Annotated in this window: 12 protein-coding genes and 1 pseudogene; 10 read left to right on the top strand and 3 right to left on the bottom strand. The window is 60.0% G+C overall.

Annotation, left to right across the window (positions count from 1 at the left end):
- Positions 1–7: 7 nt before the first annotated feature.
- The 3 genes and pseudogenes from AC1VVG_RS35140 to AC1VVG_RS35130 form a co-directional block, all read right to left on the bottom strand.
- Positions 8–2,143, bottom strand: a complete 2,136-nt coding sequence (locus AC1VVG_RS35140) for a phage integrase family protein (protein ID WP_482837660.1) — start codon at positions 2,141–2,143, stop codon at positions 8–10.
- Positions 2,144–2,537: 394 nt separating this feature from the next.
- A complete protein-coding gene (locus AC1VVG_RS35135) occupies positions 2,538–3,437 on the bottom strand; it encodes a hypothetical protein (RefSeq protein ID WP_482837659.1) in 900 nt (299 codons plus the stop codon).
- Between the two features lie 458 nt (positions 3,438–3,895).
- Positions 3,896–4,860: pseudogene (locus tag AC1VVG_RS35130) on the bottom strand (IS5 family transposase).
- Between the two features lie 166 nt (positions 4,861–5,026).
- On the opposite strand from AC1VVG_RS35130, the gene AC1VVG_RS35125 reads away from it, so the two are divergent.
- The 10 genes from AC1VVG_RS35125 to AC1VVG_RS35080 all read left to right on the top strand — a co-directional run.
- The gene (locus AC1VVG_RS35125) at positions 5,027–6,046 is read left to right on the top strand and encodes a type IV pilus twitching motility protein PilT (RefSeq protein WP_482837716.1); all 1,020 of its coding nucleotides are present in this window, start codon (positions 5,027–5,029) and stop codon (positions 6,044–6,046) included.
- A gap of 11 nt (positions 6,047–6,057) precedes the next feature.
- Positions 6,058–6,921: a type II secretion system protein gene (locus tag AC1VVG_RS35120; protein ID WP_482837658.1), complete on the top strand. Its 864-nt coding sequence runs from the start codon at positions 6,058–6,060 to the stop codon at positions 6,919–6,921.
- 51 nt (positions 6,922–6,972) lie between these two features.
- Complete coding sequence (locus tag AC1VVG_RS35115; RefSeq protein WP_482837657.1) at positions 6,973–7,566, top strand: hypothetical protein; 594 nt, start codon at positions 6,973–6,975, stop codon at positions 7,564–7,566.
- The gene (locus AC1VVG_RS35110) at positions 7,563–8,966 is read left to right on the top strand and encodes a hypothetical protein (RefSeq protein ID WP_482837656.1); all 1,404 of its coding nucleotides are present in this window, start codon (positions 7,563–7,565) and stop codon (positions 8,964–8,966) included. Before AC1VVG_RS35115 ends, AC1VVG_RS35110 begins: the two co-directional genes overlap by 4 nt.
- Positions 8,963–9,466: a hypothetical protein gene (locus tag AC1VVG_RS35105; RefSeq protein ID WP_482837655.1), complete on the top strand. Its 504-nt coding sequence runs from the start codon at positions 8,963–8,965 to the stop codon at positions 9,464–9,466. Before AC1VVG_RS35110 ends, AC1VVG_RS35105 begins: the two co-directional genes overlap by 4 nt.
- Positions 9,463–10,125 carry a hypothetical protein gene (locus AC1VVG_RS35100; RefSeq protein ID WP_482837654.1) on the top strand — a complete coding sequence of 221 codons (663 nt, stop codon included), beginning with the start codon at positions 9,463–9,465 and terminating at the stop codon, positions 10,123–10,125. Before AC1VVG_RS35105 ends, AC1VVG_RS35100 begins: the two co-directional genes overlap by 4 nt.
- A 23-nt stretch (positions 10,126–10,148) precedes the next feature.
- Positions 10,149–10,787: a type II secretion system protein gene (locus AC1VVG_RS35095; protein WP_482837653.1), complete on the top strand. Its 639-nt coding sequence runs from the start codon at positions 10,149–10,151 to the stop codon at positions 10,785–10,787.
- A 107-nt stretch (positions 10,788–10,894) separates the two neighbouring features.
- Positions 10,895–12,511, top strand: a complete 1,617-nt coding sequence (mshL, locus tag AC1VVG_RS35090) for a pilus (MSHA type) biogenesis protein MshL (RefSeq protein ID WP_482837652.1) — start codon at positions 10,895–10,897, stop codon at positions 12,509–12,511.
- A 530-nt stretch (positions 12,512–13,041) separates the two neighbouring features.
- Complete coding sequence (locus AC1VVG_RS35085; RefSeq protein WP_482837651.1) at positions 13,042–14,715, top strand: GspE/PulE family protein; 1,674 nt, start codon at positions 13,042–13,044, stop codon at positions 14,713–14,715.
- Positions 14,712–14,919 (top strand): hypothetical protein (locus AC1VVG_RS35080; RefSeq protein WP_482837650.1); only part of this gene is annotated, 208 nt, incomplete at its 3' end. The genes AC1VVG_RS35085 and AC1VVG_RS35080, both read left to right, overlap by 4 nt.

The raw sequence follows: 14,919 nt of genomic DNA, 5'->3' as shown, positions 1-14,919 counted from the left end.
AGCCGCGCTAAGAGGTAGCTAATCTAAGGAAGGTCTCGGCCTCCCGGTATTGGCGGCCAAGCTCCGCAGTCGCGTAGATCGATGTGGTGTCGAGCGAATCGTGACCGGCAAAATTTCGCGCGCTCTCAAGACTCATGCCATTAGCCAGCGCATGCGAGACGAACGTATGGCGCAGCCAGTGCGGGCTGGCTGCGCTGAAAGCCCGCGCGTGCGGTGAATCCTCGCGCAGCGCGGCGGCAGTCGCCATCGCGAAAAACTGCCTAACCGCCTTATAAAGTTGAATCGGATGGATCGGTCCGGTTTGCCGCGCGCGCGCGGCAAGCTCAGGCGCCGGATCGGTTTTGCTGGCCTTCGCCGCGCGCCGGATTTTGCCGATCTCGGCATTCGACAGCAGCGCTGGGATCAACGGCGTGGCGGCCGGGCAGGCGAGGGGATCGCGCGGCAGGCCGCGCGATTCCAGATAGTCGCCCATCAAGTCGAGCACCGCCGGCACCAACGGTACGAAGCGTTCCTTCGCGCGCTTGCCGACCACGCGCAGCAACCGGATGGTCCCCAGCTCGGGGCCCGCGTAGCGTTCTTGCACGTCGTCCGTGAATGCGCCACATAACTCGGCGCGCCGTAGCCCGGTGCTGTACGCAAAGCTCAGCACGAAGCGCATGCGTGTCGCGGCGGCCGTGTCCGGCATCGCGTCGAGCACGCGCATCGCGAAGCGCCAGGCGTCGGCGGTCAAACCGCGCTCGATCTGCAGACGCGATTTCGCGGCCACGCGCCGCTCGTTGCCGGCGGCGTCGTGCGTCGACCCGGTGAAGACGCGAACCTTCGCGAACGCGTTGTGATCCAGGTACTGTGCGTCGACCAGCTCGCCAAAGAACTTCTTCAGGGCGGACAGCGCATCCTGCCGGCTTTTGACCGACAGCGGCCCACGGAACGGCCGCCAGCCTAGATCGCCGCGATGCGCGGTGCCCGTCATGACCCATTGGCTCGCCGGCTGCGGATCGACCAGGAAACCGTTGATGTAGTCGCGCGCATCATCGGTGTCGAGGCTCGACAGCGCCTTGCGTTTCACGAAGATCGCCCAGAGCAGCAGGCGCTCCGCTTCGGTGCGGTAGCGCTGACGCGTATGCGGGTTCTCGTAGTCGGCGAGCCAGAAATCGATCGCCTCGCGGTCGTTGTTGGCGCGGCTGTTGTTCTTGACCAGATTGCGGTGTGCGCCGTGCGAGCCGTCCAGCTCGGGCGGCAGCAAGAAGCGCTCGAGCGGCACGATCGCGGTGACGGGGCCGGCGACCGCGAGCCGTGGCGCCGGCAGGGTGGATTCGGACGGGTGGGTTTGCACGCCGGCGGCCAACTGCAGGCCCGCGACGTCGCCGTAGTGCCCCAGCCACGCGGTGATGCGGCGCGCGCCGACTTCGCCCAGACGCGGCACGCGCCGGTACCAGCGATAGCCGAGCGCGTTGATCGTCTCCACCAGCTTGCCGATCGTGGTGAGGCCGACGTCGGCCAGACGCAGCGCGACGGCGGTATCGAACCAGCCGAGCACGTGGTGTTCGGGGCGCGGATCCTCGACCACCAGGCGCGCGAGCGCCTCGAGCGCCGCCATCTGCCGCGCGCGCAGGCGGGCGTTGCGCTGCTGTCGACGCAAGGTCGCGCCGGCGTCAGTGTCCGCGCCGGCATGCCGGGCGGCGAACAGGTCGAGCAGTTCCTTCTCGGTATAGAAACCGTCCGGATCGTGCTCGGCGGCAAAGTCCTCCAGCGACGGAATGGCCCGCACCGGGGCATTGGTCGCCGGCGCCGCGGCGAGGGCGGCCGGCCGGATCGCGAGCAGACGCGCGGTCGCGAAGTCCTGGCGCTTGCGGGCCGCGGCGACGAAGGCGGTGACCAGCCAGGTGCGGGTCGCCGTAGCCTTGCGCGCGTCGCGGCCGAATTCGAGGTACTGGTCGGCCAGCTCGGCGAGGTCCAGTCCTTCCAGATAGCCCCGGAAGAAGGCGAGGTGCTGCAGGCCGATGCGGCGCGTGGCGGCGGCTTCGCGACGGGCTGCGCGCGAGCGCGACTTGCGGCGCGCGGCCGGCGTGGTCGCGCGCCGCGGCGCCGCTGGCAGCTCGCGGAACTCGACATCGAGCACGTCTGGATCGTCGGCGGTCGTCATGGGCGGTTGCGAGGGAATACGGAAACTGTGTTGTTTGATACGCGTCCTGCGGCGCAGCGGCGTCCGCTCGCCTTTGACTTCGTCGGAGGCGGACGGACGGCGAGGGCACCACCGCATCCCGGGTGGTCGTCGACCGGCCGGCGAGCCTTGCCGGACAAGCGCGTGCGCCAGGTTCGCTCAGAAAAGGGGCGAATTGGCCAATAAAGTAAAGGGTAACATAGTAAGGACTATGTTACCCTTCATTTGGGGACACTTTGTGTTGTGCGAGACGTCGGGCGCTTACACAACTAATTTTGTTACCACCGGTCATCGGTAGGCCGCCGATAACCTGTCGTTCAACCCCCTCGCCCACAAGAATTCGGACAGTTTCTGGCGGTACAGGAACCTCTACGCATCACGGTTCAGCACGTACTACCTGTACCTGCGCCTGCGCGAGACAATAGCAACGTGCCGCCTCGGCTGGCTTGCTCGCGTCGTCCCAGAACCCTCGCGCGCCCCGCACACATGCGACGAAAAACCGATAGTCGGCCGCCGATCGTGCCGTGAGCGGCTCGGGCACAACAAGCGGTACCGACGCCGTGGGCGGCAACGCAACTTGGCAGATCCGGCGAGAGTCCGTCGCACAACGTCGGAGCGTCATTATCGCTGCGGTGGGCGTGGCTGCCAGCACCTGCAACCGGGCACCGTCCACGCGCGCGACAAAGCGGCCATCGGCGGACCGATAGAGCCAGCACGAAGGGCGTCCAGCAGGCAGCCCCAATAGTCTGCGCCGCCGCAGATCGCCATCGGCTGGAGCGATCGAGTCGATCACGTGCCATCCAACGTCGTCGGACCAGGTCAGGCACGCGCCCCGGCTGGCCGCCCACATCGTGTCTCGACGCACCTGTCGGCGGGCCGCATCGGTCGCCTGACGCGTCGCTTTGTCGACATGGTTCGCTGCTGCCCAGTTCGCCTGGCTTGAGGAGACGAAGGCAAGCCCGGCGGGCGTCACGCGCGCAAGCCAAGCACCGTCGCGCCAGGACGTGATGGATGCGGTGGCCGACCAGTCGGCCACACCGGATCGCGCAGTAGCCGTCGCGCGCGCTTGCACGTCGCGCCAAGCGGCACCGAGGCTCACGCGCGCGGCATGGCAAGCGAGCCAGTGTCGGGCCTCGGCCTCGACATCAGCCGCGCCTCGGATTAGGCAATCGGCCGCCACCGGCTCGACGAAATTCGCTCTAACCCCCTCCGGCGGCGGCCGATCGGGCCAGCGCCGCTGTTCGATGCCGGACTCGGTCGCACGCCCCCAGAGCAACTCGACAAAGGCTTGACGCGCGGTAAGCGACTCAGCCTGGCCGTTTCCCTGTTCACGCGCGCGTGGGGCACGATGGTGATGGCGTGGTGGAGTCCGTGTAGATCACGGGAGATCGTGTCCGCGATCGGCGATCGTGGACACCAAGGCGTTGCGGCGACGGTTCATGCGCATGTATGGCCGGAGCCACCTAGCCTGCATTAAGAGGCCGCATGTTACCTCGCATGGCCGCTCTGCGGAGGTACTGCCACCATTCGTTGAGCCTACCGCTACCGCTTTCGTGAAGTCGTTGACGACGGCCGGGCGCATGCATATATGGGCAAATATTTCATTTTATAGGGGTATTTGGCGGCGGTTGTTTGAATTTTCGATGGGCAAAGTAGAGTAAAGGCGGGCTTAAATTGACGCGCCGTTGAATAAATGAAAAGCGTGAGGACGAAGTGGTACCTTTGCTGATAGCCTTAGGCGATGCGGATGGATTGCGGGCTAGCGAGTTTTGCCATGTCGTTGAGCACGCTCACTCGAACGACAAATTCGGTCGCCCGGGTAACGGAACGACGTGCCCACAGACACTTAGCCGACAGCGTCTAGTACCGGCACATTGTGTTCGCGGACAGCGAACGACGGTGGTAACCGCTTCGCTGCTTCCATTCGTGTCGACTGCCCCGAGCGATGGCGTCGACAGGTTCTTTCAGCTGAGTTTCGCCGGGCGTGGTGGGCGGCAAGTGAACTGCACCTTCCCGAGGTGGAATTCAGGGCATCGCGCCGCTCGCGGAGATCTCAGCGCAACAGGTCTACATGTCGTATGCGTCGCCGCCGCGGATGGTATCGATAGGTTCGTCCGTCGGGTTTTAAGGAAGCAATTCGGGCCGCGCTTCGCTGTCCGTGACATCTTAGCGCGTCATGAGTGCTGTTCGCCATCGGCCGGCGTTCGCGGCGAGTACGAAATGGACCTTGCGCCAAGTGTGGCGCTTCGAGTAACCGTGCTGGCGGACCTTCAGCTCGCCTTCGCCGTAGACCTTCACGCCCGTGCTGTTCACGACCAAGTGCAGCAATTTAAACATGCGGTTTCACCCGCAGCGTTTTCGCACGACGGCACACGGTCGTTTAGTTCGGCACAGGCAAATCCGAGAAGGCCAGATCGCTCAGACTTTGCGCAAAGCCTTGCAAGGCGCGCAAGGGCAAAGGGAACGCTGTTTTCAAGCCGAGCAATGCCTGAACCAGTGCATTGCCGTGCGGCCGCGTGTCGGCACGGTGTCCGGCACTTTCGAAAAAACATCGTCGTCACCCGTGTAGGGATGTTGCTTCGATTGATCTGGCGGGTGTCGTCCGTCGTCAAGTTTCCGTCGCGACACTTCGCCTTTAGCGCTCGCGTCGTACCCTTGTCCTTAGCATGTTCTCGCGCGCAAAGATCGAAAATCCACATACGAACCCGAATTGTTAACAGAATAGTCTCTCGGCGCCGCGGTCTGCAAGCGCTACGTCGTTAAGCTGGATTAATACAGCTTACCTTTGGATGTTGGTGGGGGAAATCGGTGAATTAGCCGAATTAGATTAAAGAAGGATTAAATGTTGCTATGGATGATGGATGGGTGAGTTTGGAGGGGTTCTTGTCGGAATCAGTGGGGGCTGGGGCCTCAGACATTTATCTGTCGGCCGGCCTTCCGCCAGCTATGCGCTTAGACGGAGAGGTTTTAATTTCTGAACTCCCAGTTTTGCGGCCTGAAATTATTAAGAATTTTCTGGACAAGATCCTGCCATTGGATCGAGTGGGGATATTTGAATCGACGAAGGAATGTGATTTCTCATTTAATTTAATAAAATGTGCGCGCTTTCGGGTTAATGTTCTGTGGCAGGAGCGAGGGTTAACTTTAGTGTTCCGGGTGATTAATCAGGATCTTCCCAATCTTGAGGCGCTGGCGAGCCCGGAGATTATTAAGAAAATCCTAAGTCGATCAAGTGGGCTAGTTTTGGTTGTTGGAGCTACTGGATCTGGAAAATCGACAACACTCGCAGCAATGATTGGTTTTTTGAATGAAAATTACCGATATAACATAATTACTATAGAGGATCCAATTGAATTTGTCCATGCGCCTTGTCGATCGGTAATTAATCAACGCGAACTGCATCGCCACACGCTTAGTTTCGCTAACGCGCTACGCGCTGCATTGCGAGAAGATCCCGATTGCGTTCTTGTAGGCGAGTTGCGAGATCTCGAGACGATTCGATTGGCGTTGACGGCGGCTGAGACGGGGCATTTGATACTGGCGACGTTACATACGAATTCCGCAGCGCACACGCTGGACCGGGTAGTGGACGTTTTTCCTGCTGGAGAAAAGATGCTTGTGCGTACGATGTTGTCAGAGTCGCTGAATGCAGTGATTTGCCAGCGACTGGTCCGGAAAATTGGTGGGGGGCGCACGGCCGCATGGGAGGTGATGATCTGTACGCCGGCGATTCGCAATCTGATCCGGGAGGGCAAGACGGCGCAGATTCACTCGACAATCCAGACCAGTCAATCGCAGGGGATGATGACGATGGAGGCGTCGCTGCGGGATCTCGTGCGCAGGCGGCTGATTACGGAAGCGGAGTGTCAAGGGATGTTGGGCTAAGGAGCGAGGACATGAGCGTGCGTGTGAGACTGAAATACGCGGTGGGGCGGCGGCAGCCACAAGCGGGCGCGAAGCGCCGGCAAGCGGGTTTTTCGCTGGTGGAAATGACGGTGGTTCTGGTGATCATTGGCCTGATTCTGGGGGCGGTGATGATTGGCCGGGATGCGCAGCGTAACGCCGAGTACGTCAAGATCCGGCAGACGTTCGTGAACCAGTGGGCGGTAGCTTACAACACGTATGTCCAGCGCACCGGTGTGCCGGTAGGTGACGATCCAGCACTGCCACAGTTGATGGTCAATGGCCAAGCGTATCTGGCGAGCAACGGCGGTGCGACCTCGGGTGGGAACATGACGGGGGTGTCGGGGCCTCCGATGATTTGTCATGGTGGGGCGCCGAAGAACATGCCTTCGACCTCGGGTTTGAACACGACTGCCGATTCCGCGCAAGGACGGGATCTGCGTGACCTGATGTTGCGTGCCGGAGTGCAGCTTCCGCAGGGGCGCGGTCAGGGGTTTGAGGATCGCTATGTTTATCTGGACAGCAATGGCAACCCCCAGGAGTTGCAGGTGTGCTTCCGCTGGAACCCACCTGGGACCTCCTCGGGGGCTGGCAACGTTATGGTGGTAGCCGGCCTGACGCCGGATCTGGCACGCTCGCTTGCTGCAGCCATCAATGGATCGAGCGGGGCGAGCAGTGGCAGTTTCCGGCAAGAGGGTGTATCGCAAGGGGCGATCGGAGTCGGCGCAGGCGCTGCGCTGAATCAGGCGACACAGGCACAGGACTGGAGTTCGGATAACGCGGCGATCCAGGGTGGCGGCAATAGCGCGGAAGGGCAAGTGCAGGCGCTGGTTGCGGATTACAAGATGAACCAGTGATGGTTTGGCGGTAGGCCTGTAATAGTGTGTCGGAAATATAGTGGCTAGACAATGAAGTTCGGTATGCTAAATGAATCGAAACCGAATCGGGAAGCGATGATTGCTGAGATCAATGCTGGTCGGCGGGATACAGGTGTGAGACGTCGGTGGTTGACCGTTGCCAAGTTGGTGCGCGCTCGCGAGTACATTGTCTATCCGGTGATGGCCTTGATTGCGCTGGGTGGCGCCACGGTGTTCACCTCGTTTTCGCACCAGCGCTTGCAGGCGGCCTACGAACGACGAGATGCGGCGACGCGTTTGCACGACATGGCCCTGCATGCGCTCTCGGATGCTCGGCGCCGGGCCGAGCAGGTTCGCCTGGCGCGCACACAGATGACTCATGCGATGCAGGCGGGGTATGGCGTTGGCCAATGGGCGACTCGTCGCATGGATATACGTCAGGCGGTGATGACACGAGAGACAGTCAACGAGGTGCTAGCCCAAATTCGCCGAACACCATCTCAAATGTTTGGTGCGGATGAGTTTGAGCTGTCGATGAAAAGTTCCGATGGGAGCTTGTTCGAAGCGCCGACGACCAATAGTGCCGATTCAGCGTTGCTAGTGACGCTATCGGGAGTGCTGTACTTCCGCTTGGAGGCGCGATGAGCGCGTGGGTTGCACACTTCGGCGACGCTTGGTTCCGGCTGGAAGAGCAGTCCAGCGCGGCACTGGATGCGTATCCTACGCTCACGGACGCGGCGATCGTGGTGTCGGATTTTGGTGCGCAGGCGCTAAGCGGCGAGATGAAGCTTGAGGGCAACGCAGCGCACGCGCCTGTGCTAATCAGCCGGCGTCTTATGTCGCAAGGCGCGACCGATGGCGAGACGCGCGTGCTGATTCATGCCGTTGAAAAGGTCGCGTCGACTTATCAGGTGATCTATACGGCGGTTGATATTGCGCAGTGGCAGAAGTTGATGGAGTGGACGCGGGCGCGTCCGCGAGTGTGCCTGATAGTACCCGCGATGACCGTCCTGTGGAAGCAGGTGCGCCCAGCTCAGGCCGTCGTCGCTCGAAACGGGCGTCATCTGAGCTTTCTGGCGAGGGTCGGTAAGCACCTGATTCATTTTTCGACGACGTCATTTAGCGAGTCACCCGCCGATATGGCCATTGCCGCTCGCGCGTTAGGGGAGCGAGTGCGAGCGGAGTTGTCAAAACTATCGTCATTGCCACAACGGTACACGGCGTCATGGCATACGGTGCTGGCTCATTCGTGTGAGGGGGAGTCAGGTGTTGGTTCGGCGCAGGACGCGGCGGCGATCATGGCGTTTTCAGAAGCATGTGCGCTGGCGATTGAGGTTGCCCCGAGCCAGCCGCTTGGAACGGCGTCAGCAGCGCGTTCCTCATTGCCGGGCTTCCTAAGGGCGGGTTACTTTCTGAACAGTGTGAATTCCCTTAATCAGCGCATGAGTTGGGCGCTGGAGCGCTGGGTGCACGTGTGGTGCGGGGCGATGGTCGTAATGGCTTTGCTATGCACGCTTTACTCGAGTGTGCTGGTAGCACGTGCACGGCAGATCGATGCCGTTTCAGAGCGTCGTCAAGGACAAGCGCAGGAGATTCAGGCGCAGGTGGAGCAGATGCGAGCTGATACTGCCTTACCAGCGGGTTATGACGCTTGGTCCCAGCAGATTTTGGCTCAAGCGGCGGCGCAGAGGAAGTTCGATGTCGCGCACATTGTTGGGACGGTCGGGGTGGCGGCTCAGGCTAGCGGATTGAGTATTCTGCGCATTTACACGGCTATGCCTGCGGCGATGACGACCCGAGCAGTTCCTGGGGGACGAGCGTTGCGCGATACCTCAAGGCTTGTGGTGGTGGATGGGGCGTTGCCCGCAGGGGGGGACGGTACCCAGGTAGACAGGCTTGCCCGGTTTGTCGAAGCACTGCGCGTGAATGGTTGGGACGCGGCGCCGGCGGAAACGGCTGCCGGCCATGTTGACGGCAATCTGCTTGCGAAGGTTTTCTCTTATCGATTGACGCCGCTTGGGGCGGACGGTCAGGGGAAAAAATGAGGCTGTCTCAACAATCTTATGCGATCCCCCTGGCATTTATCTGTGTCGTGCTGGCGGCCACGATGGTGACGACGTTGACCTATCGCGGGCGCACCGCCGAACTTGCCCCGCCATCAGGCGATGCTGCAGAGTCGGCGGGAAAGGCGCTCGAGCAAACGCGCGAGGCGTTGAACGATCTGGTAACAAGAGCAGCAAGCACGTCGTCGCCACCGGTCCGGTTACCGGTGCCGGCCGTGCCTGTGCCATTGCCGGCGACACTCGCGAAAGCGGGGGCAGACATGGAGCAATATGTGTTGACAACCATTGTGCAGTCTGAGCGTCAGCGCAGCGCCATTATTAATGGACATCTCATTCATGTCGGGGATCGGCTCGATGGAGGTGCTGTTGTTACGGCGATCTATCTGGACAAGGTGAAGATCGATCACCAAGGCAGTGCCGCCGTAATTACGATGCACGCGGCTTCCGAGGTTAAAGAAACACGGGAAGGGGATGGGAAATGATAAAAACCAAAGCAACGTGGATTGTAATGACAGTGATTGCGCTCAGTGTGGCGGGCATCTTGTATTACGCCAGCCAAGTGATGCATACCAATGGTGCAGTCGCTCAAAGTGTGCCGTTGACGCAGCTTGCGCGCCCTCCCAAGGTCGAGACCACTGCCTCTGCGGCAGCTGGCGTGGAGCCGGCTAGCGTCCCGGCCTTGGATCTTACCCCCCACCCGATAGCAGCCGAGGCAGCTACAAGCCCGTCGGGCGTGACCGCGGCGTCGGCTTCGGCGATTAGCGAGGCGTCGCAACGCCGGCAAATGGCGTTGCAGTCGGCCCTGTCGCAGTTCCAAGACATGGTGCAACACGGTCAACGAGACCCAGTGCTAACGGCCGCTGCCCTGGAGGAACTGGAGAAGGCAAATGGCTCAAGTGTATTGGGCGGAGTCGACCTAGGTGTACTAAGACGCAACCTCCAGATTGCAGGGCAAATGCAGCAGATCGCTCAGCAGATGCAGAGTCTCGAGCCCGCTTCCGGCGCTTCGGCAGCAGACGCACAAAGTCAGGCCCTGCTCAAGGAGAAGCAGGCGCAGCTTCAGGCGCTGAGTCAACAGTTGCGTGCGGAGGTGATGGTCGCGGGGACGGCGCCTACGGTGCCGCAGCAGGCTCAAAAATAGCCATCGACACAATGGAGCCGACCATGCCGATCAAGCGAGCACGAGAGAAGGGATTTTCTCTGCTGGAGACCGCGATATTACTGGTCGTGATGGCGCTGGTTCTCACGTTGGGCGTGCGCTTGCAGCAAAGCGGGCAGCAAGCGCGCTTAGCCATGGTGCAGCGTGCTCGGTTGAGCCAAGCGCATCGGGCGGTGATGCAGTTCGCGTTGACGCAACACCGCTTGCCATGTCCGGACACCACGGCGGGCGGCACTGGCATCGAGTCCCAGAGCGGGAGCGCTTGCATGTCCAACGTTGGCTGGTTGCCGTATATCACCCTGGGGATCGTTCGTCCGAGCGGGCAGGGTGACGACAGGCGGATGCGCTATGGCGTATTCAACGGGGCGATGACACTTGGTGGGGCACCCAGCGCAAGCAGTCTGATAAGCGCGTTGGCGACTGCGTCGACAGTGCCACCCGACACGGCGTCTGCCTATGTGCCGGTCGAGGCCGACTGCTCGATTGCCCGATTTAATCCCGCGTTTGCCTTGGCCCTTGGCGAGAGCGCGACGCAAGCGGCGAACAGCGGTCGTTGTTTTGTGAATGAAGTTGGGCAGATTGGTATGCGCGTGGATGTCGAGAGCGTGGTGGATTTGCAAATGCAATTGCAACCGGCTATGTGAGCGGGAAGCTGGGTGAACGATGCACGCGCACGAGCGCAGTCCGATGGATGAGATATTCGAATAGATTTCCCTGATTTCTTCACAACTCCCAGAAGCTCGTGACGACAATGAATTTCAGACTGATAGTAGTGTGGCTGCTTTGCTCGCTTGGCGGGTGTGCCAGTTGGCCCAACAGCGCTTCTCATATGTCCGGCACGGATGGCGAGCAAATGCAAAAAATTGGCGAAACGGCAACGGAAGGCAGCCGTGACGTGTTCGCCCGTCTAGATTCCTTGCAGCAGAATGTGGAGTCGCATACGGCGGTACCTGCCCAGACGGGAGATGTGTCTGGCCTCAGTGCAAGGGTGCTCGATAAGGCGGTTGATATCAACATGACCAACGCGCCGGTGGCGGACCTGTTAACGGCATTGGCGGATCAATTGCATATGAACGTCATAATTGATCCGGCAGTCCTGAAACTCGGACAACGAGCAACGCTCATTATGAGACATGCGTCGGCGCGCGATGTATTGAACCAGATTTTCGGGATGTTCGATATCGATGGCCACGTGAAAGATAAGCTGATCGTGGCTACCTTGATGGCGCGGCAGACATTCAGTCTTGAAATGCTCGGCGGCAAGGCGCAATTGAATATCGACGACGGTGGTGATGTGTTCGGCGGTGCAGGCAAGGATGCGGGCAGTTCGGCGTTAAAGGGCAATACACTCATCAGTGGTGAGGTTGGCAGCAAAACGGATCGCTACGAAGACATAATGAAGGCAGTACAAACGATTCTGTCGGGTTCGTCTGGCGCCAACAAGAATGTCGATGACGGCTACGTGACGCTGGATCGATCGACCGGGACCTTGTTCGTCAGTGCTCGCCCGTCGCGCCTGAAGGCTGTTGAAGCGTTCATCGAACGCATCCGTACCGTCAGGGGTCGCCAGGTGCAGATCGAGGCGCAACTGATCGACGTTCAACTCTCCGATGGATTTAACTGGGGCGTCGACTGGAACTTGCTGACGAAGAATCTCGTGGGGCAGCTTGGCACTGGAGCGGCGACCCTGAACTCCGTTACCACCTCTTTGAGCGCGGGCTTGGGCACGCGTACTGTCACGATTCCCGCCGAGACGCTGGGTGCCACCGCGGGCTATGGTAACGGCCTGGCGTATAGCGGCAACGCGTTTTCCGCAGCAATTAACGCGCTACGTACATTTGGAACAGTACGGATGTTGTCCAACCCAGTGGTGCGCCTCAGTAACGGGATGCCGGCTTATCTGAGCGTGGGCACCAACTATCGTTACATTAGCAAGATCAGCAGTTCGACGAGCAACACGGGAGGCGGCGCTTCGACGACGTCGGTCAACGTCGACACAGATTCCTTGTTTTCTGGCGTAGTGGTTGGGGTGTCGGCCGAAGTCAACGATAACGGCCGAATTGAACTCTTTGTCCACCCAATGCAAACGCAGGTTCAAGCCACGAGTTTGCAGCAAGTGCAGATCGGCACCACGGGCAATGCGGTAACGCTACCCATCGTCGACGTAAAGGGGTTGACTACGACGCTGAAGCTCAACAGCGGCGACACGGTGATCATCGGAGGGCTGATTGATCAACAGGCCACCAACACGAATAACGGATTGCCCGGTGTCGCCGATATTTCGATACTTGGCAACTTGTTCGACGCTATTTCAAAGCAGCATCGTAATCGGGAACTGATCATTGTTCTGCGTGCGCGTGTGCTCTGACCGGGCTGTAGGTACGAAACGAGGAACGATGATGACCTATCCAACTTGGATGCTTCACTGGATGTGGCATCGCCATTTACAAGGGCGGGTCGGAAATAGCGCGGTGTTGTCCTGGACATTAGTGGCTTCGGGTGTAATGGCACTTTTGCTGAGCGCTGTAGTGCCTCCGGTGCCTGGTCGAGAACCGCTTAAGACAGCCTCGCCAGGTGTGTCAGGCTCAAGCGTCGCGCCGTCTGCGTCGACGACTTCGTTTCATGGGGCTGTGGGAGATGAGACGCCGGAAGGCAATGACGATCAGAGAGCGCCTTGGGCCAGCGCTCTCTCAGATGGCGACGTGCATCCTGCCGCGAATATGCCTCAGGCGGTGAGCGAACTGACCGACACGCGTCCCCCGTTGCCCCCCGGCGGGTTACCTGCCGACGTGCAATGGGTGGATATAGCGCGGATCCCCGCGATCCCGGTATCAGCGGGTATAAAGCAGCATGGCCGTACGCGTCAGGCCGGGATGAAGCAGCAGTCAGGACGGAATCATGGCAACGCGCAAAATTGAAGAGTTATCAGAGGCTTTGGGGCAAGCTTTGCTGGAAGCAGGGCTGATTGATGCGACGCAGCTCGAATATGCTTATCAGAAAAATGCGGTTCATCGCGACGTGATGTGGCATACCGTTATCGATTCCGGGCTTGCCCGGGAAGGCGATGTTGCGCGCTTGTTGGCCCGCTTGCAGGGAATTGAATATATCGAGATCGATGAGGTGTCCGACGCCGAGCCGGCGCTGATGGAAATATTTAACCGGGAGCTGTGCCTGAACGGTAACTTTCTGCCGATACGGCGCGACGACCGCGAGCTGGTGGTCTTAATCGGTGACGCGTTGCCCGAAAGCGTGAGCGAAATCGTTCTACGCCGGTGTGGATTGCATTGCCGCTTTTTGCAATCAGAGTTTGTAGCGGTTAAGCGCTTAATTCTTCACACATATTATTTTTCGCAGCACCCTCCAGAAGAACTCTTCGAGCAGGAGGTCTTCAGGCTGGTAGCAGACGCTCGGCATGAGATCAGTCCGGAGAACTTGCTGAAGTACATGTTGCACTTGGCTGTGCGAGAACGTGCCACCGATATCCATATCACTCCGGGCGTGCGTAGCCTGCACGTTCTGTTCCGAATCGATGGCGTGCTGCGTCCCATCAAGGCGTTACCAGCGGCGCTGGGGCGTTTGCTTGGCTATATTAAGCTGATGTCAGATATGGATATATCGGAGGCTCGTCGACCTCAGGACGGCAGCTTTAGAACGACCATTCTTGACACGCAATTTGCCGTGCGGGTCTCCACTATCGTGGCAGAGCATGGTGAACGGATGGTGATGCGATTGTTGCCCGAAGCGCATGATCTGAAAGGGCTGCAGGAGCTCGGTTTCTTCGAGGAGCATGTGCGGCTGATTGCGGCCAGGATGGCGTGCCCTGCCGGATTGATACTGATCACGGGCCCAACCGGCTCGGGAAAAAGTAGTACATTGCACGCGGGTTTGCGCATGCAACAATTGATCGAGCGCAACGTGCTGACCGTCGAGGATCCCTTGGAGTATCGCGTGCCGGGTGCCGGGCAGACCGAAGTCAATCGTCGAGCGGGGTACGACTTCAGCACTGCCCTGCGGCATTTCTTGCGGCATGACCCGGATGTCATTCTGGTCGGCGAAATGCGCGACGCCGAAACCGCGCAAGCGGCGCTGGACGCTTCGGCCACGGGGCACCTGGTGCTCTCGACGCTGCATATTACCAGCGTATTCGGCGTTGTCCCGCGCCTGCGGCCGATGGGCTTACTGCCCCAGGCGATTGCCGAGAACTTGCTGTTGGTGATTAACCAGCGGTTGGTGCGACGCATATGTTCGTTTTGTGCGCACGATGTGGCATTTTCAGAGGCGGAGTCGGTTTGGCTGGGTGTTGCTGCTGGCGCGCTGGGCAAGCGGGGAGTCGGATGCAGGAAATGTCGGCAGACAGGCTACTACGGCCGCTTGCCCATCTATGAAATGCTGTGTGTGGACAATGCGCTGGCGAATGCCATTGCCGATGATGTCGGGCGCGAAGGAATTCGCACGATCGCGTTTGGCACTGGCTTCGAGACGATCGTTGAGCTGGCCAAGCGCCGCGTGCGCTTGGGTCAAACTACGTGTGACGAGGTCCTTCGCGTAATTGGCGAAGGGGTTCCGGCATGACGCACTTCTATTACTTCGAGGTTGTGCAGCCTACTGGCAAATCCCACTCTGGGGTGGCAGGGCTGGCCATGCAGGAACTGCCGGCCGTGCGTGCGTGGCTTGAGAGCAAGCATCAGGGCGTGATCGTGCGGTTGTATGCACTGCCTGCTTGGGTCGGGTATACGCTGGAGCGAGTCCAGCGCTTTGGTCAACCAAAGGTTAAGT

The sequence above is a fragment of the Burkholderia sp. L-4 genome, from assembly GCF_056856535.1.
Note: the sequence above shows the minus strand (reverse complement) of the source record. Positions and strands in the feature narration are given on the sequence as shown.

Bases quoted from the DNA above. Each gene is read 5' to 3' on its own strand.
- AC1VVG_RS35110 (WP_482837656.1), top strand. From the start codon at position 7,563: ATGAGCGCGTGGGTTGCACACTTCGGCGACGCTTGGTTCCGGCTGGAA.
- mshL (WP_482837652.1), top strand. From the start codon at position 10,895: ATGAATTTCAGACTGATAGTAGTGTGGCTGCTTTGCTCGCTTGGCGGG.
- AC1VVG_RS35100 (WP_482837654.1), top strand. From the start codon at position 9,463: ATGATAAAAACCAAAGCAACGTGGATTGTAATGACAGTGATTGCGCTC.
- AC1VVG_RS35120 (WP_482837658.1), top strand. From the start codon at position 6,058: ATGAGCGTGCGTGTGAGACTGAAATACGCGGTGGGGCGGCGGCAGCCA.
- AC1VVG_RS35115 (WP_482837657.1), top strand. From the start codon at position 6,973: ATGAAGTTCGGTATGCTAAATGAATCGAAACCGAATCGGGAAGCGATG.
- AC1VVG_RS35105 (WP_482837655.1), top strand. From the start codon at position 8,963: ATGAGGCTGTCTCAACAATCTTATGCGATCCCCCTGGCATTTATCTGT.
- AC1VVG_RS35095 (WP_482837653.1), top strand. From the start codon at position 10,149: ATGCCGATCAAGCGAGCACGAGAGAAGGGATTTTCTCTGCTGGAGACC.
- AC1VVG_RS35140 (WP_482837660.1), bottom strand. From the start codon at position 2,143: ATGACGACCGCCGACGATCCAGACGTGCTCGATGTCGAGTTCCGCGAG.
- AC1VVG_RS35085 (WP_482837651.1), top strand. From the start codon at position 13,042: ATGGCAACGCGCAAAATTGAAGAGTTATCAGAGGCTTTGGGGCAAGCT.